This window comes from Yokenella regensburgei ATCC 49455 (assembly GCF_000735455.1).
Classification (GTDB): domain Bacteria; phylum Pseudomonadota; class Gammaproteobacteria; order Enterobacterales; family Enterobacteriaceae; genus Yokenella; species Yokenella regensburgei.
This window is the reverse complement of the sequence record NZ_JMPS01000071.1, coordinates 57,239-73,768: the sequence shown is the minus strand read 5'-3', so window position 1 is coordinate 73,768 and position 16,530 is coordinate 57,239. Positions and strand designations below refer to the sequence as shown.

Here is a 16,530-nt window from a genome sequence, read left to right as displayed (position 1 = left end):
GGAACGCCCATGTTAAAGACAATGCAGAAACACGGTCTTATCCTGGCGCTGTTCGCCGCGGGGTCGACGGGATTAACGGCCGCCATTAACCTGTTAACCAAAAGCACTATTGCCGATCAGGCTGCGCTGCAGCAAAAGGCGTTGTTCGATCAGGTCATCCCGCCGAATCTGTACACCAATAATCTGCAGGGCAGCTGCTATCTGGTGACCGATGCATCGCTGGGCAAAGGCGCTCACAAAGTCTATATCGCCCGTAACGGTGATACCCCGGTAGCAGCGGTCATTGAAGCCACCGCACCGGACGGCTACTCAGGCGCTATTCGTCTGCTTGTCGGTGCCGACTTCAGCGGCACGGTGCTTGGCACCCGCGTTATCGAACACCATGAAACGCCGGGATTAGGTGATAAAATAGAGCTACGCCTGTCGGACTGGATAACCCATTTCTCGGGTAAAAAAATCAACGGTCCTGATGACAGCCACTGGGCGGTGAAAAAAGACGGCGGCGACTTCGACCAGTTTACCGGCGCCACGATCACCCCCCGCGCGGTAGTCAATGCGGTCAGACGCGCCGGGATCTTTGCGCAAACGTTGCCTGCGCAGCTTCCTGAACTCAGTGCCTGTGGAGAATAAACCGTGAGCGAAATAAAAGACGTTATTGTTCAGGGGTTATGGAAAAACAACTCCTCGCTGGTCCAGCTGCTGGGGCTTTGCCCGCTGCTGGCTGTCACCTCGACGGCAACCAATGCCCTTGGCCTGGGGCTTGCCACCACGCTGGTGCTGACTCTCACTAACCTGTTCATCTCGGCACTCCGTCACTGGACGCCAGCCGAGATCCGTATTCCGGTATACGTGATGATCATTGCCTCGGTGGTCAGCGCCGTGCAAATGCTTATCAACGCCTACGCGTTTGGCCTGTATCAGTCACTGGGGATCTTTATTCCCCTTATTGTGACCAACTGTATCGTTGTAGGACGTGCTGAAGCCTTCGCGGCTAAAAAGGGACCAGCCCTTTCCGCCCTGGATGGTTTTTCCATCGGGATGGGGGCAACCTGCGCAATGTTTGTACTTGGGTCAATGCGTGAAATCATTGGTAACGGAACGCTGTTTGACGGTGCCGACGGTTTGCTGGGTAACTGGGCAAAAGTGCTGCGTATCGAGGTATTCCATACCGACACCCCGTTCCTGCTGGCCATGCTACCCCCAGGAGCCTTCATCGGCCTCGGGATGCTGCTCGCGCTGAAATATCTGATTGATGAGCGATCCAAACAACGCAAAGCACAGACTGCAGAAGTGGTCGCCAGCCCGGCACAGGCTGATACCGCAGGGAAAGCGTCATGAATAAAACCAAACGCCTTGAGATCCTCACCCGCCTGCGGGACAACAATCCGCACCCCACCACGGAGCTGAACTTCAGTTCACCGTTTGAGTTGCTCATTGCGGTGCTGCTCTCCGCTCAGGCTACCGACGTCAGCGTCAACAAAGCCACCGCAAAGCTCTACCCGGTGGCCAATACTCCTCAGGCGATGCTGGAGCTCGGTGTCGATGGCGTGAAATCGTACATCAAGACCATTGGACTCTTTAACAGCAAAGCGGAAAACGTGATTAAAACCTGCCGCATTCTGCTTGAGCAGCATGGTGGTGAAGTGCCGGAAGACAGAGCCGCGCTGGAAGCTCTGCCGGGCGTGGGGCGTAAAACGGCTAACGTCGTGCTTAACACCGCCTTTGGCTGGCCTACGATTGCCGTTGATACGCATATTTTCCGCGTCTGTAATCGTACTAACTTTGCGTCGGGTAAAAATGTCGAGCAGGTAGAAGAGAAGCTGCTTAAAGTGGTCCCTGCCGAGTTTAAGGTCGACTGCCATCACTGGCTTATTCTGCACGGTCGCTACACCTGTATCGCCCGTAAACCACGCTGTGGCTCCTGCCTGATTGAAGATCTCTGCGAATTCAAAGAGAAGGTCGATATTTGACAACTCGCCGGACGCGCATCTTTATCGCGTCTGGCGCCCGTCCCTCCCTGTCCGTCCATTTTTTGTGCCATAGATCTCTTTTTATACCGCCGCATTCACTGGCTATTAATCGTTCAGCCAGGTTAATCATTTTTTTCCACGGAAAAAATTCTATAACTCTGTGATCATGATCACCGGCGCAACACGGTGTTAATTTCATGTTGCGCAAAAGGTACATTTTACCCACTGCATCAGCGGCTTTTCTCACTTCCGCCGGACAATACACTGGCTATTTTTCAGAACATAGGTCATATCACTATGTTTTAACGCCAGCAGCAGAACATATCGCCAATAGCGCAATTTTACCCCCATCTTTCAGAGGAAAAAACCAACAACCGCTAAACGGTGAAATTTAACGCTAAATAACATTTAGGTGTCCGGCTAATTATACCGCCCTGTTTATGTGTAACAGAATATTACAAACCCCTTGCCTGACTGGTCAGGATAGTGAACATTACCCCGCGTTTCCCCTCCAAATATAACAATAAGGCGGGTGCATTTTTTTAAGCACCACGCCCAGAACTTCCCCATTAATATGGGTCGAAAAAAAAGAGGTATATGTGTCAACTGCAAACAATAAACCAGCAGAAAGCGTCAGTTTGAACGCTTTCAAACAGCCAAAAGCGTTCTATCTCATTTTCTCTATAGAATTATGGGAGCGTTTTGGTTACTACGGCCTGCAAGGGATCATGGCCGTTTACCTGGTAAAACAACTGGGTATGTCTGAAGCGGATTCAATCACCTTGTTCTCCTCCTTTAGTGCGCTGGTGTATGGCCTCGTGGCCATTGGCGGTTGGTTAGGCGACAAAGTTCTGGGTACTAAACGCGTCATCATGCTGGGGGCTATCGTCCTGGCAATCGGCTATGCGCTGGTCGCATGGTCTGGTCACGATGCCGCAATCGTATATATGGGTATGGCAACCATCGCCGTTGGTAATGGTCTGTTCAAAGCTAACCCGTCTTCCCTGCTCTCTACCTGCTATGCGAAAGATGACCCGCGTCTGGACGGTGCATTCACCATGTACTACATGTCCGTGAACATCGGTTCCTTCTTCTCCATGCTGGCGACGCCGTGGCTTGCGGCGAAGTTTGGCTGGAGCGTGGCGTTTGCACTGAGCGTTGTAGGTATGCTGATTACCGTGGTGAACTTCGCGTTCTGCCAGAAGTGGGTAAAACAGTATGGTTCTAAGCCGGACTTCGAGCCGGTTCACGTTGGCAAACTGCTGGCAACTATCGTCGGTGTTGTCATCCTGGCCACTATCGCGACCTGGCTGCTGCATAACCAGGGTGTTGCACGTATGGCGCTGGGCGTGATTGCGTTCATCATTGTGTGCATCTTCGGTAAAGAAGCGTTCGCGATGCAGGGTGCAGCACGCCGTAAGATGATTGTGGCCTTCATTCTGATGCTGCAGGCTATCGTCTTCTTCGTTCTGTACAGCCAGATGCCGACGTCTCTGAACTTCTTCGCAATCCGTAACGTTGAGCACTCCATTCTGGGTATCGCTTTTGAGCCGGAACAGTATCAGGCCCTGAACCCGTTCTGGATCATGATTGGTAGCCCGATTCTTGCTGCTATCTATAACAAGATGGGTGACCGTCTGCCGATGCCGCACAAGTTCGCTATCGGTATGGTGCTGTGCTCCGGTGCCTTCCTGGTACTGCCGCTGGGTACCAAATTTGCCAGCGACGCCGGTATCGTCTCCGTTAACTGGCTGATTCTGAGCTACGCTCTGCAGTCCATCGGTGAGCTGATGATCTCTGGTCTGGGTCTGGCGATGGTGGCACAGCTGGTTCCGCAGCGTCTGATGGGCTTCATCATGGGTAGCTGGTTCCTGACCACCGCAGGTGCGGCGATTATCGCCGGTAAGATTGCTAACCTGATGGCGGTTCCGGAAAACGTTACTGACCCGCTGATGTCTCTGGAAGTATACGGCCACGTGTTCCTGCAGATCGGTATCGCCACCGCAGTCATTGCTGTGCTGATGATCCTGCTGGCGCCGAAACTGAACCGCATGACTCAGGACGACGATCAGAGCGCTGCCGCGAAAGATACCGCAACAGCGTAATGTCTTCGGGAAACAGATAAATTTAAGCCGCTAACCTTATGTTAGCGGCTTTTTTTTTTAGACCCACTTGTACCAGGATAGAACCACATACCTGCAACCAGGAGTTTGTCATGAAACTGTTCTACAAGCCCGGCGCCTGTTCTCTTGCCTCACACATCTCGCTGCGCGAAAGCGGCAAAGACTTCACGCTCGATAGCGTAGATTTAATGAAGAAGAAGCTGGAAAACGGCGACGACTACTTTGCTATCAACCCGAAAGGTCAGGTTCCTGCCCTGCTGCTGGACGACAACAGCCTGTTGACCGAAGGTGTGGCCATCATGCAGTTCATCGCCGACAGCGTGCCCGACAGGCAGCTACTGGCGCCGGTTGGCAGCATTGGTCGCTACCATACGCTGGAGTGGCTGAACTATGTTGCGACCGAGCTGCACAAGGGCTTTACGCCGCTGTTCCGCCCCGATACGCCGGAAGACTACAAGCCAACGGCTCGCGCACAGCTCGAAAAGAAAATGCAGTATGTCGACGACTCGCTGAAAAGCGGCGAGTGGCTGAGTGGCACCCGATTCACCATTGCCGATGCCTATCTGTTCACCGTACTGCGCTGGGCGTATGCGGTTAAACTGAATATGGACGGGTTTAAGAATATCGAAGCGTATATGAAGCGCGTTGCGGCGCGTCCGGCCGTTGCTGCGGCCATGGCCGCGGAAGGTCTGAAGTAACGCAATAACCGGGCGGAATAACCGCCCGGTCCTTTCTTACAGCCGCGTGGCGCTGAAGAAATGTTCTGGTTTCGCGATAGCATCCTGCGCCGCAACCACCTGCAGCTCGTATTCATCCATCTGCTGTGTTGTCACCATCACTTCGTAAACCGCGGCGGTAATGTGCTCCAGCGCTTCACGCAGCGTAGCTCCCTGCAGCAGTTTCACCAGCAGTAGTCCACTGGTGACATCTCCGACGCCAACCGGCTGACGGGCGCCGAAATCGACCAGAGGACGACTGATGTGCCAGGCTTCGTCGCGGGTCACCAGCAGCATTTCAAACTGATCCACGCTGTAGCCCGCGCGCGCCAGGTGCTTCACCAGCACCACATCCGGACCCTGTTCGATAAGCTCACGTGCCGCAAGTACCGCTTCGTCAACGTTATGCACATCGTGACCGCAGAGAATTTCAAGTTCGACCAGATTGGGGGCCACGATATCGCTTGCCGGCATCGCGTACTTCACGTGGAACTCCGCCACGCCGGGTGCCACGATGCAGCCCTTTTCCGGGTGTCCCATGACCGGGTCGCAGAAATATTTCGCCTGCGGGTTCTCCGCCTTTACCTGGCGCACAATATCGAGAATATGTTCTCCCTGCTCGGCCGAGCCAAGATAGCCGCTCAGCACCGCATCGCAGCGTTTTAGCTGACCAATATCCGAGATACCCTGCACAACTTCCGTCAGATGGGACGGCGGCATCACGCAGCCGGTCCATTTGCCGTACTGCGTATGGTTAGAAAACTGAACGGTGTTTAACGGCCAGACGTTTACCCCCAGACGACGCATCGGGAATTCTGCCGCGCTGTTACCGGCATGACCAAAGACCACGTGAGACTGGATGGCGAGGATGTTCTTCATTTGTTATATCTTACCTGGAGCACAAAGTAAGAAGGGCGTGGTTTCCCACGCCCTTCACGGTTGACTGGATTATTTCCAGCAGACCAGACAGTAGTTCTTCTTACCGCGACGCAGTAAGGTGTAACGACCGAACAGGCGATCGCTGTCGGCAAAGGTATATTCCGGATCGGACTGTTTTTCACCGTTGATGGTGATAGCGTTCTGGGCGATGGTTTTACGTGCCTGACCGCGGGACGGCTGCAGCTCGGAGTCCACCAGCGCCTGCATCAGGTCGGCGTCTTTTTCCAGCTCAACCATCGGTACACCATCCTGCGCCAGCTGTTCGAAATCAGCTTCACTCAGGTCGCTCAACGTACCGTTGAACAGGCTTGCGGTAATGCGTTTCGCCGCCTCCAGACCCTCTTCGCCGTGAACGAGGCGAGTGACTTCGTCTGCCAGGACGTATTGAGCGCGAGGTGCTTTACCGCTGTTTTTGTCTTCTTCTTCCAGCTCATTGATAGTTTCAATGTCCATGAAGGTAAAGAACTTCAGGAAGCGATAGACGTCGGCGTCGGCGGTGTTGATCCAGAACTGGTAGAACTTGTACGGGCTGGTTTTTTTCGGATCCAGCCATACTGCGCCACCTTCGGTTTTACCGAACTTGGTGCCATCTGCTTTGGTGATAAGCGGTACGGTCAGGCCAAATACCTGGTTCTGGTGCAGACGACGGGTCAAATCGATACCGGAGGTGATGTTACCCCACTGGTCGGAACCGCCGATCTGCAGCGACACGCCGTGCAGCTTATTCAGGCAGGCAAAGTCATAACCCTGCAGCAGGTTGTAGGAAAACTCGGTGAACGAGATCCCCTGATCGTCACGGTTCAGACGCTGCTTCACCGCTTCTTTGTTGATCATCTGGTTAACGGAGAAGTGCTTACCGATATCACGCAGGAAAGTCAGCACGTTCATGCCGCCAAACCAGTCGTAGTTGTTGGCAGCAATGGCAGAGTTATCGCCACAGTCGAAGTCGAGGAACGGCGCGACCTGTTTGCGAATTTTATCTACCCACTCCTGCACGGTATCTTCCGTGTTCAGTTTACGCTCCGCGGCTTTGAAGCTCGGATCACCAATCAGACCGGTGGCACCACCGACCAGGGCTACCGGCTTGTGACCCGCTTGCTGGAAGCGTTTGAGGCATAACAAGGGAACGAGATGCCCCAAATGCAAGCTATCAGCGGTCGGATCGAAGCCGCAATAGAGTGCAATTGGCCCTTGCGCCAGTCGCTCTGCTAACGCTTCCTCATCCGTCACCTGAGCCACAAGGCCCCGCTCTTGCAATTGTTTAATCAGGTTACTGCTTGCCATCAAATTCTCCATATATATACGGACTGCACCTCTGCCGGTACACGACTTTTCGTCAGATACGAAAGCTTCATAGAATAAAGCGCCAGCCCGCCTTGCGCCAGCGCTTAAAACAACATTTTGTGGGGATTACGGTGCCAGGCGGTCAATTTTCCACGAACCGTTATCACGCTGGTATAAAAAACGATCATGCAGGCGATGTTCACCGCCCTGCCAGAATTCCATTTGCTCGATATTGACGCGGAAACCGCCCCAGAAACTCGGCAGCGGTACTTCACCTTGCTGGAATTTTTGCTTGAGTTCGAGGAATTTGCTTTCGAGGATCCCGCGCGCGGAAATGCGGCTGGACTGTTTTGACACCCATGCGCCAATCTGGCTGTCGCGCGGGCGGCTATGGAAGTATTTCACAACTTCGAGGGTGGAAAGCTTCTCAGCTTTACCCGTCACCATCACCTGACGCTCGAGCATATGCCACGGGAACAGCAGGCTGATGCGCGGGTTCTGCTCAAGCTGATGGGCTTTACGGCTGCCAAGGTTGGTGTAAAACACCAGGCCTTTCTCGTCGTAATGCTTGAGCAAGACAATACGCTGGTACGGTTGGCCGTTTTCGTCGACGGTCGCGACCACCATGGCGGTCGGGTCAGCCAGCTTTGCATCGCAGGCCTGGCGTAACCAGCGTTCGAACAGATCTAGCGGTTGTTCAGGAAGGTCGCGGCGGCGGAGACCGCCACGGATGTATTCACGGCGCGATTGCGCGATTTGTTCTTGTAAATCATCGTTATCAGACATGGCGTAAGCTTTTTTTATTGTCATCGGGTGGCGTTATTGTGCGCCGCCCGACCAAAAATCTCAACGCTTCGGATTCTGTAACTGACAGTTATTCAGGACAATACTGTCGCGTTTGTAAACGGTGGCGCTATCACCCTTCGACCAGAAGACGTATACCCCGTCCGTATAGCGCGCTCCGGAAGCGGACAGACCCTGCCTCAGATGCTGCAGTTGGTTGTCATAGATAAAGCTGACTTCCTGGCGCTGATTGTTAAGCTGCACGGTCAACGGTTTCTCATCACACTGATATTCCAGCTTGTCGGTCTGCATACGTTCGACAAACTGGTTGTAGTAGCTACAGCCGGCGAGCATGAAAGGGATTACGGCAATCAGTAGTTTCTTTTTCATAGTCGTTCCTGGTGACTTTCCGGGCCAGAAGGGCAATCCGCCCTTCCGTAATGATCCCATTCTAGCGACAGATAATTCGCCCGGATTTCAGTTAACTCTGATTCTGCAGTGGATTGGCGGGAAAAATGGCGCCCAGCACCGACGCTTCGCTGGCGCCGGTTACCGACGTCAGATTACCAGGCAGACCATTGATGGTTCGCCAGGCAAGCCAGGCAAATGCCAGCCCTTCCATGTCGTCGCCGCTGATCCCGGCTTCATCGGTGGTTGTCACCTCGGTGCCGGGCAACAGCGCAGAGAGGCGCGACATCAGGAGCGGGTTGCGACTACCGCCGCCGCAGACCAGCAGGCGTTCACAGCCACCGCTCAGCAACACTTGTTCACTAATCGTGACGGCGGTAAGCTCCGTCAGCGTTGCCTGCACATCCTGCGCCTGCAGGTTCGGGTGGCGGGCAAGCTGCCTTTCGAGCCACGACAGATTGAAGTACTCCCGGCCGGTGCTCTTCGGCGCCGGCAGCGCAAACCACGGGTCGCTCAGCATATCCTGCAGCAGCGACAGATTCACTTTGCCACTATTCGCCCATTCCGCGTCTTTATCATAAGGCAAACCACGGCGACGCCAGATCCAGGCATCCATCAGCATGTTGCCCGGCCCGGTGTCGTAGCCACGAACCGGCAGGCCTGGCACCAGCAGCGAGAGATTGGCAATACCGCCAATGTTCAGCACCATTCGCCGTTCGGCGGGATGCGATAGTAAAGCATCGTGAAACGCAGGCACCAGCGGTGCGCCCTGGCCCCCCAGAGCCATATCGCGACGGCGGAAATCGCCGACCACGCTAACACCGGTTCGCGCCACAATCTGGTTGTTGTCACCAATCTGCATGGTATGCGGCGCCGCTCCCGTCGGTTCGTGCCACACCGTCTGTCCGTGGCAGCCGATGGCGACAATGTCTTCCGCCAGCAGGCGTTCCTGATTCATCAGCGCCAGTACCGCATCGGCAAACAGGCGACCTAGCTGGGTGTCGAGCCTTCCCAGTTGGGAAAGTGTGAGTTGCTGCCCCTGACAGATAGCCAGAATTCCCTCTTTCAGCGGAGCGGGAATGGGATACGACAGGCTTGCCAACTGCGCGACGCGATGTTCATCAATCGCGGCCAACACGACATCAACACCATCAAGGCTGGTTCCTGACATAACACCAATAAAGCGACCCGATTTCATATGTTTTCCTGAGGTTAGGCATTCCGGACCCCACACTCCACCATAAAGTTCGCGCCAATTCTATGAGGTACTAATAAATTTTAACAATAGACCACAAAAGTTGACGGCTCCGGCCGCGCTCCGACTTTGACAATGGTTTAACATCGGTTAAACCTTTTCTGAATATAATTTTCGCCTTATCGATGCAGAACAAATGACCTGCGTAAGGTAAATGCCATATAATTGCATCATGACGGATGCTCAGGTGAGCGTTTCATGGTGAACAGGAGAGTCATAAATGATGTTACGTGTATTGGCCGTTTCTATGATCGGTTTATCGCTGGCGGGATGTGTCAGCAGCAGTGGCCTGTCCGGGGACGTATATAACGCATCCGAAGCAAAACAGGTTCAGAACGTGGCCTACGGGACAATCGTGAATACCCGTCCGGTACAAATCCAGGGCGGCGACGATTCTAACGTGATCGGTGCTATCGGCGGTGCGGTTTTAGGTGGCTTCCTCGGTAATACCGTAGGCGGCGGCACCGGTCGTTCTCTCGCTACCGCAGCAGGTGCTGTAGCAGGCGGCGTAGCCGGTCAGGGCGTACAGAGCGCGATGAACAAAACCCAGGGTGTTGAGCTGGAAATCCGCAAAGACGACGGCAACACCATTATGGTTGTGCAGAAACAGGGCGATACTCGCTTCTCTAAAGGCCAGCGTGTGGCAATTGCCAGCAACGGCCAGCAGGTTACCGTTTCCCCGCGTTAATCTTCTTATCGCGTAACGCGCTCTGCGTTACGCGATATATTTTTACCCTTCCCTGACAAAAACTGACTTTTGGTAACCTTTCTTCTCATCTAATTAACGCATAATTACCTCGCAAATATAAACCGCCACAGTTGTTTGTTCAGGCGCAATATTTGACACATTTTTCTGAATTACACTCAGTAATATTACGTTTAACACCCGCAACTTTTGGGCTCTCTTTTTGTAGCCTACTGATATTGAGACGTAGATTATGCTTGCAAAATCACCGCGCGTTACGCGCAACCTTTTCATATTCTTTGTAATTTGTGCGTTTGCCATTTCTTTAATTTATTACACGTCGCACATATTGTTTAAAGCAATGCCCGGCACTGGTCCTGTCGCATTCCCGGTGATGACCATTTTTTTATTTGTTTTTCATATGATGATCGCAGCCTTCATGATAATGAAGTATATCTGCGAAAAGCGACGTCTGTACCTGATGCCCATTGCGTGCGCCTTTGCCGGTTCTGCCTTGCTACTGGCAGGAACCCTGAGCACTTACCCCGAGTGGTATATGTGCACTTCAGGGCGGCTCGTCAATTATAACAATGCCATCATCTACTACTTCTTCCGCAACATCATGATGGCGGCGCTTTTTACTACTGCTGCCGTATTATACTATTATCGTAAGAGTACGATGCACGTAAGAAAAATACATGCATCCATATTAATTTCCATTGGTGCATTCACGGCATCAATGATTATTCTGGCGTGGCTTTATGCCAGCGGTTACGAGTTATTCCACCTCAGCTTTATTGATAATCTGACGCTGACCTTTACGCCTTTATGGCGATATATCATTGGTTGGGCGCTGGTCTCGCTATGGTTCCTGACGCTCTACGTTTTATTACGTATTACTCGGCTTAAGAATATATTTTGGTTCAGCGGCGGTTTCTTTTGCGCCTGCTATATTGTGACATTGATTATTCTACTCACTGCCGATCACAGCGCAGGTTACTCCTGGTATCAGGCCCGTTTCTTTGAAACCCTTTGTACCCTGTTCCTGTTCTTCGTGCTGCTGTGCGATGTGTTCCACCTCTATCGCACTTCTCACGATAAGTATCTGGATTCCTATCAGAACTCGATTCGTGACTCACTGACGCGCCTGTATAACCGCAGCTTCTTCTACGACACGCTGACCAGCCAGCTGCGCGCCACGACGCCCGCCACACCGATATCCGTTATAGTCAGCGACCTCGATCGTTTCAAACGCATCAACGACCAGTACGGGCATTTACAGGGTGATAAGGTGATTCAGTACGTCGCACGCGTCCTGCAGAACGCTGCTCGTGTGGAAGACGTCGCTGCCAGAATTGGCGGAGAAGAGTTTGCTTTGCTATTGATGAACGTCTCTTCTGAAGAGGCACAGCGCATTGCCGAACGCATTCGCGTCACTATCGAAAAGCAGAATGCCCAGAGCAGTAACGACCACCTGCCGGAGCCGGTGACCATCAGTATGGGGGTCTTTACGACCACCAGCAGCGCTCTTAGCGCCGAAGAGTGTGTTCAGCGAGCCGATCAGGCCATGTACCGGGCAAAAGAGACCGGGCGTAACCGTATCGTCGTCTGGGGATAAAAAAAAAGCCCTGCGTTTGCAGGGCCCTTCTTTGTTCGGCGCCGACAACGATTAATCGCGGGACTGAAGCTCATTGATGTTTTGTTCAAGACGCGAAACAAGATCCAGCAAAATGTTAAGCTCTTCTGCCGAGATCCCGGCCAGGATCTCGCCGCGCGTTTTACGAATGACGGTCTCCATCTCTTCAATCAGCGGCTCAGCCTTTTCGGTGAGTTTGATACGCTTGGCGCGTCGGTCACTCGCACATGTCTGGCGAGAAATGAGTCCCTTCTCCTCCAGTTGATCAAGTGTACGAACCAGTGACGGTTGCTCAATGCCGATCGCTTTGGCCAGTTGAATCTGCGACTGCTCAGGGGGAAGTTGATGAATGTTATGCAACGTTACCCAGTGCGTCTGCGTCAATTCCAGAGGTTTCAGGCGATGGTCAATCAAAGCGCGCCAGATCCGCACCAACCGAGCCAGATCAGAACCTAATGGCGATTCCAATTTCATCTCCTTATAATTAGCTTGCTAAGTTATTATGCTGATTTTAGAATAGTGTGCAGTATTTAACATATCAACACAATTGTATTGCCAAAAACTCGCAAATCGAGGCAATGATTTACACTACTAGTAACGATAAGACCGTTTCGCCGATGTGGATCTCACATTTTGCGTATTACTCCTCCCATGCAAAGGAAACTTGCTCGTGAAGTCGATTCTGAACGCCTCTGGTTTACCCCTTCAGGATCTGGTGGTAGGCGCGTCCATCTACTTTCCCCCCATTTTTAAAGCGGTTCTGCTCGGATTTCTTATCTGGCTGGTAGCGCATCGTCAGTTACGTGACTGGATGTACGCCGGTGAAATCTGGCATCCCATGCTGATGGATCTCTCCCTGTTTGCGCTTTCCGTTTGTCTGGCGCTGGTTTTAATCGTCTCCTGGTGATACTAACTTAATGAAAAGAATAAAATACTTCTCAACGCTTTTGGTTGCAGCCGTCGCTATCATCGCTATCTGGCTGGTCTGGAACTACTACATGCAATCCCCCTGGACGCGCGACGGGAAAGTCCGCGCCGAGCAGGTCAGCATCACGCCACAGGTATCCGGAAGCATTCAGGAGCTCAACGTTGAAGACAACCAGTTAGTAAAAGCCGGTACCGTACTGTTCCGAATTGACGATACTCCCTACAAAATTGCCGTGCTGAACGCCGAAGCAGGCCTTGCGAAAGCGCAATCTGAGCAGCTGAAAGCCAGCCGTGAAGCCAGCCGACGTCATAATCTGCCGCAAAACTTTATTTCGGAAGAGGATCGCGATAGCGCCAATATGGCCGAGAAGGCGGCCAAAGCCGTCGTCAGTGCTGCGCAGGCAACCCTTGAGCACGCGCGCTGGCAGCTCAGTCAAACGGTGGTAAAGGCGCCGGTTGACGGTTGGGTGACAAATTTATCAACCCGTGTTGGCAACTATGCCAGCGAAGGGAAAGCGGTGTTTGCCCTTGTCGACAGCCACTCTTTCTACGTGGTTGGTTACTTTGAAGAGACCAAATTGCGCCATATCCGCTCAGGTGACCGCGCGGATATCATTCTGTACAGTTCCGGAAAAACGTTACAGGGTCACGTATCCAGTATCGGTAGAGCCATTTACGATCAGAGCGTCGATAGCAATAAAGACCTGGTGGCGGACATTAAACCCAACGTCCCCTGGGTGCGGCTGGCGCAGCGGGTTCCGGTACGCATTGAATTCGATACGCTTCCACAGGACATCACGCTGGTCTCCGGTACCACCTGTACCGTATCGATTGGCAAACCCTGATGAATCTTCCCGCACTCAGCTGGCAATCCTTACCGTGGATAAAGGCGACCCGGGGACAGTGGCGCTATGCCTTACGCAACGGCATCGCCATGTGCCTGGCGTTGAGCATTGCCTACTGGCTTAATCTCGACGAGCCGTACTGGGCGATGACGTCGGCGGCAGTCGTGAGCTTCCCTACGGTCGGCGGAGTTATCAGTAAAAGTTTAGGTCGCATCGCCGGCAGCCTGCTGGGTGCCTGTATTGCGTTGATTATTGCGGGTCACGCGCTGACCGACCCGTGGTTATTTTTGGTTTACATGTCTGCCTGGCTCGCCTTTTGTACCTGGGCCTGCGCCATGTTCACCAATAACGCAGCCTACGCTTTCCAGCTGGCAGGCTACACCTGCGCCATGATCGCCTTCCCGATGGTCAACGTCGTTGACCCTGCCGTACTCTGGGATCTCGCCCAGTCTCGGGTGTGTGAAGTCATTGTCGGTATTCTCTGTGGTGGGACGATGATGATGATCCTGCCGAGCACTTCCGATGGCACCGCTCTGCTTACCGCGCTCAAGAATATGCACGCGCGGCTGCTGGAACACAGCAGCCTCCTCTGGCAACCAAACACGACCGACGCCATTCGCACCGCGCACGAGAACGTTATCGGCCAGATCCTGACCATGAATCTGCTACGCATCCAGGCATTCTGGAGCCACTATCGTTTTCGTCGGCAAAACAGGCTGCTGAACTATTTACTGCATCAGCAGCTGCGATTGACAAGCGTAATCTCCAGCCTGCGACGGATGATAGTGAACTGGCCGAATCCCCCCGAAAACCTGCGAACGGTCATTGACAGCCTCGTCCTTGAACTGGCCAGACCGGGAGCCGATATTTATACCGTTGCGAAAATCATCGCCCCCCTTGCTCCCACTGACGCCGCCGATTATCACCACCAGGCGTTCTGGAACCGGCTGCGTTATTTTTGTCGGGTTTACCTGCGCTCCAGCTACTGGCTTCAGCGTCTTGAAAATGCGACTGCAGTGACGGAGTTTTCGGTACCCGGCGCTCCGGCACTGGCTCGTCATACCGATCACGCAGAGGCGCTGTGGAACGGGATCCGCACCTTCGTCGCCCTGTTCTTCATTGGTTCCCTGAGCATCAACACGCAATGGGGATCCGGCCCGGCAGCCTTAACGCTGGCCTCTATCGCCTGCGTGCTCTATTCCATTGCCCCTTCACCGTTCAATTCTCTGAGCTTATTGATGCGAACACTGCTGTTGCTGTCGCTGTTCAGCTTCGTGGTGAAGTTCGGCCTGATGGTACAGATAACCGAGCTGTGGGAATTCCTGTTATTTTTATTCCCGCTGCTCACCACTATGCAGCTCTTTAAACAGCAAATGCCGAAGTTTGCCGGGCTGTGGGGGCAACTTATCGTGTTTATGGGATCGTTTGTTTCGGTGACGAACCCACCAGATTACAACTTCGACGGTTTTCTCAACGACAATCTGGCGAAGATCCTCGGTGTGGGCGCGGCATGGCTGGCGTTTGCGGTACTTCGTCCCGGCTCTGACGCACGTAAGAGCCGTCGGCACATTCGCGCGTTACGGCGTCACTTTATTGACCAGTTAAGTCGTAAACCGGCTTATTCTGAGCATGAATTTGAGTCGCTGGTCTACCACCACATCAGTCAGTTGAGTAACAGCCAGGATGCGCTGGCTCGCCGCTGGTTACTGCGCTGGGGCGTGGTGCTGCTGAACTGCTCGCACGTTGTCTGGCAACTGCGCAGTTGGGAAAGCCGATCCGACCCGCTCTCGCAGGTGCGTGATATGTGTATTTCACTATTGCGTGATGTCATGAGCGAGCGCGGGGTACGTCAGCGGCCGTTAGCGGCGTCGTTGCAGGAACTTCAGCGGATTTGCGATGCTCTCTCCCGGCACCATCAACCTGCCGCTCGCGAACTGGGCACGCTTATCTGGCGCCTGTACTGCTCGCTCTCGCAGCTGGAGCAGGCTCCAGCGGAAGGCAGCATTTCGGGGTGACGAACGCCACCCCGGCAGGTATTACGGTACGTCATACCCCAGCGCCGCTTTACGAATGCGGAACCACTGCTGGCGAGACATCTTCAACGCTGCGGCCGCTACGGCAGAACGGACGCGTTCAATTTTGCCTGAGCCGATGATCGGCAGCGGCTGCGACGGCAGACGCATCACCCACGCATAAACTACCTGCTCAATGCTGGCAGCGTTCAGCTCCTGCGCAATAATGGCAAGCTCATCGCGAAGTGGCTGGAACTCAGCATCTTCAAACAACCGTCCACCGCCGAGGCACGACCACGCCATCGGGCGAATACGCAACTGCTGGAGCTGATCCAGCGTGCCATCCAGCAGCAGCGGTTGATGCACCGGGGAGATCTCCAGCTGGTTCGTGGCAAGCGTAAACGGCAGGCGCGACTGCAGCAGAGTGAACTGCGCAGGGGTGAAGTTAGACACGCCGAAATGGCGCACTTTCCCGGCCTGATGCAGCGCCAGAAACGCTTCCGCCACTTCATCCGCATCCATTAACGGATCGGGACGGTGAATAAGCAGCAGATCCAGCGCATCGATAGCGAGATTTTTCAGCGACTGTTCGGCGCTGTTGATGATGTGGTGTTTATCCGTTATGTAGTGACCAATGGCGTTTTCTGCCTTCGCGGTCGTGGCAATGCCACATTTACTGACCACTTCCATACGCGAACGAAGATGCGGAGCCAGCTTCATCGCTTCCCCAAATGCGGCTTCGCACTGATATCCACCGTAGATGTCTGCGTGATCGACGGTTGTCACGCCTAAATCCAGATGTTCTTCAATAAAGCTGACCAACTGACGCGGGGACATATTCCAGTCCATCAGACGCCAGTACCCCATCACGAAACGCGAAAATTCAGGGCCTTGCGGCGCCAGTGTAATACGCTGAACCATAGCAACATCCTCAAAAAAGACCTGTT

17 protein-coding genes are annotated in these 16,530 nt (G+C 53.6%); 10 read left to right on the top strand and 7 right to left on the bottom strand.

Features of this window, described 5'->3' with window-relative positions:
* Positions 1-9 precede the first annotated feature (9 nt).
* The 5 genes from rsxG (at position 10) to gstA (ending at position 4,791) form a co-directional block, all read left to right on the top strand.
* Positions 10-630 carry an electron transport complex subunit RsxG gene (rsxG, locus tag GYRE_RS18410; RefSeq protein ID WP_006820098.1) on the top strand — a complete coding sequence of 207 codons (621 nt, stop codon included), beginning with the start codon at positions 10-12 and terminating at the stop codon, positions 628-630.
* 3 nt (positions 631-633) lie between these two features.
* A complete protein-coding gene (locus GYRE_RS18405; RefSeq protein ID WP_006820099.1) occupies positions 634-1,338 on the top strand; it encodes an electron transport complex subunit E in 705 nt (234 codons plus the stop codon).
* Positions 1,335-1,970, top strand: a complete 636-nt coding sequence (gene nth / locus GYRE_RS18400) for an endonuclease III (protein WP_038257337.1) — start codon at positions 1,335-1,337, stop codon at positions 1,968-1,970. The genes GYRE_RS18405 and nth overlap by 4 nt, the downstream gene beginning before the upstream one ends.
* Before the next feature lie 599 nt (positions 1,971-2,569).
* Positions 2,570-4,075, top strand: a complete 1,506-nt coding sequence (gene dtpA / locus GYRE_RS18395; protein WP_038257333.1) for a dipeptide/tripeptide permease DtpA — start codon at positions 2,570-2,572, stop codon at positions 4,073-4,075.
* 110 nt (positions 4,076-4,185) lie between these two features.
* Positions 4,186-4,791, top strand: a complete 606-nt coding sequence (gene gstA, locus GYRE_RS18390; RefSeq protein ID WP_006820102.1) for a glutathione transferase GstA — start codon at positions 4,186-4,188, stop codon at positions 4,789-4,791.
* A gap of 36 nt (positions 4,792-4,827) precedes the next feature.
* Here gstA and pdxY read toward each other — a convergent pair whose 3' ends face one another.
* From pdxY to anmK, 5 genes are all read right to left on the bottom strand, one after another.
* Positions 4,828-5,688 carry a pyridoxal kinase PdxY gene (pdxY, locus tag GYRE_RS18385; RefSeq protein WP_038257330.1) on the bottom strand — a complete coding sequence of 287 codons (861 nt, stop codon included), beginning with the start codon at positions 5,686-5,688 and terminating at the stop codon, positions 4,828-4,830.
* Positions 5,689-5,757: 69 nt separating this feature from the next.
* Positions 5,758-7,032: a tyrosine--tRNA ligase gene (gene tyrS, locus GYRE_RS18380; RefSeq protein WP_038257327.1), complete on the bottom strand. Its 1,275-nt coding sequence runs from the start codon at positions 7,030-7,032 to the stop codon at positions 5,758-5,760.
* A gap of 126 nt (positions 7,033-7,158) precedes the next feature.
* The gene (gene pdxH, locus GYRE_RS18375) at positions 7,159-7,818 is read right to left on the bottom strand and encodes a pyridoxamine 5'-phosphate oxidase (protein WP_087943273.1); all 660 of its coding nucleotides are present in this window, start codon (positions 7,816-7,818) and stop codon (positions 7,159-7,161) included.
* A 60-nt stretch (positions 7,819-7,878) separates the two neighbouring features.
* Positions 7,879-8,205: a C-type lysozyme inhibitor gene (gene mliC, locus GYRE_RS18370; RefSeq protein ID WP_038257324.1), complete on the bottom strand. Its 327-nt coding sequence runs from the start codon at positions 8,203-8,205 to the stop codon at positions 7,879-7,881.
* A 91-nt stretch (positions 8,206-8,296) separates the two neighbouring features.
* A complete protein-coding gene (gene anmK / locus GYRE_RS18365) occupies positions 8,297-9,421 on the bottom strand; it encodes an anhydro-N-acetylmuramic acid kinase (protein WP_038257321.1) in 1,125 nt (374 codons plus the stop codon).
* Positions 9,422-9,698: 277 nt separating this feature from the next.
* On the opposite strand from anmK, the gene slyB reads away from it, so the two are divergent.
* Positions 9,699-10,166, top strand: a complete 468-nt coding sequence (slyB, locus tag GYRE_RS18360) for an outer membrane lipoprotein SlyB (RefSeq protein ID WP_006820108.1) — start codon at positions 9,699-9,701, stop codon at positions 10,164-10,166.
* A 250-nt stretch (positions 10,167-10,416) separates the two neighbouring features.
* Positions 10,417-11,781, top strand: coding sequence for a sensor domain-containing diguanylate cyclase (locus tag GYRE_RS18355; RefSeq protein ID WP_038257318.1), 1,365 nt, complete (start codon positions 10,417-10,419; stop codon positions 11,779-11,781).
* A 51-nt stretch (positions 11,782-11,832) separates the two neighbouring features.
* On the opposite strand, the gene slyA is transcribed toward GYRE_RS18355, so the two are convergent.
* Positions 11,833-12,273 carry a transcriptional regulator SlyA gene (slyA, locus tag GYRE_RS18350; RefSeq protein ID WP_006820110.1) on the bottom strand — a complete coding sequence of 147 codons (441 nt, stop codon included), beginning with the start codon at positions 12,271-12,273 and terminating at the stop codon, positions 11,833-11,835.
* Positions 12,274-12,469: 196 nt separating this feature from the next.
* Between slyA and GYRE_RS18345 the strand changes: the two genes are divergently transcribed.
* Genes GYRE_RS18345 through GYRE_RS18335 form a run of 3 tightly spaced genes read left to right on the top strand, consistent with a single transcriptional unit; the run spans position 12,470 to position 15,586 of the window.
* Positions 12,470-12,706, top strand: a complete 237-nt coding sequence (locus GYRE_RS18345) for a DUF1656 domain-containing protein (protein WP_038257315.1) — start codon at positions 12,470-12,472, stop codon at positions 12,704-12,706.
* Between the two features lie 10 nt (positions 12,707-12,716).
* Entirely contained in the window at positions 12,717-13,571 is an 855-nt protein-coding gene (locus GYRE_RS18340) for an efflux RND transporter periplasmic adaptor subunit (RefSeq protein ID WP_006820112.1), read from the top strand.
* Entirely contained in the window at positions 13,571-15,586 is a 2,016-nt protein-coding gene (locus GYRE_RS18335; protein ID WP_038257312.1) for an FUSC family protein, read from the top strand. Before GYRE_RS18340 ends, GYRE_RS18335 begins: the two co-directional genes overlap by 1 nt.
* Positions 15,587-15,607: 21 nt before the next feature.
* Here the strand turns inward: GYRE_RS18335 and GYRE_RS18330 are convergent, their stop codons facing one another.
* The gene (locus GYRE_RS18330; RefSeq protein WP_038257309.1) at positions 15,608-16,504 is read right to left on the bottom strand and encodes an aldo/keto reductase; all 897 of its coding nucleotides are present in this window, start codon (positions 16,502-16,504) and stop codon (positions 15,608-15,610) included.
* Between the last annotated feature and the right edge of the window lie 26 nt (positions 16,505-16,530).

Bases quoted from the DNA above. Each gene is read 5' to 3' on its own strand.
- rsxG (WP_006820098.1), top strand. From the start codon at position 10: ATGTTAAAGACAATGCAGAAACACGGTCTTATCCTGGCGCTGTTCGCC.
- nth (WP_038257337.1), top strand. From the start codon at position 1,335: ATGAATAAAACCAAACGCCTTGAGATCCTCACCCGCCTGCGGGACAAC.
- gstA (WP_006820102.1), top strand. From the start codon at position 4,186: ATGAAACTGTTCTACAAGCCCGGCGCCTGTTCTCTTGCCTCACACATC.
- pdxY (WP_038257330.1), bottom strand. From the start codon at position 5,688: ATGAAGAACATCCTCGCCATCCAGTCTCACGTGGTCTTTGGTCATGCC.
- tyrS (WP_038257327.1), bottom strand. From the start codon at position 7,032: ATGGCAAGCAGTAACCTGATTAAACAATTGCAAGAGCGGGGCCTTGTG.
- pdxH (WP_087943273.1), bottom strand. From the start codon at position 7,818: ATGTCTGATAACGATGATTTACAAGAACAAATCGCGCAATCGCGCCGT.
- mliC (WP_038257324.1), bottom strand. From the start codon at position 8,205: ATGAAAAAGAAACTACTGATTGCCGTAATCCCTTTCATGCTCGCCGGC.
- anmK (WP_038257321.1), bottom strand. From the start codon at position 9,421: ATGAAATCGGGTCGCTTTATTGGTGTTATGTCAGGAACCAGCCTTGAT.
- slyB (WP_006820108.1), top strand. From the start codon at position 9,699: ATGATGTTACGTGTATTGGCCGTTTCTATGATCGGTTTATCGCTGGCG.
- GYRE_RS18355 (WP_038257318.1), top strand. From the start codon at position 10,417: ATGCTTGCAAAATCACCGCGCGTTACGCGCAACCTTTTCATATTCTTT.
- slyA (WP_006820110.1), bottom strand. From the start codon at position 12,273: ATGAAATTGGAATCGCCATTAGGTTCTGATCTGGCTCGGTTGGTGCGG.
- GYRE_RS18340 (WP_006820112.1), top strand. From the start codon at position 12,717: ATGAAAAGAATAAAATACTTCTCAACGCTTTTGGTTGCAGCCGTCGCT.
- GYRE_RS18335 (WP_038257312.1), top strand. From the start codon at position 13,571: ATGAATCTTCCCGCACTCAGCTGGCAATCCTTACCGTGGATAAAGGCG.
- GYRE_RS18330 (WP_038257309.1), bottom strand. From the start codon at position 16,504: ATGGTTCAGCGTATTACACTGGCGCCGCAAGGCCCTGAATTTTCGCGT.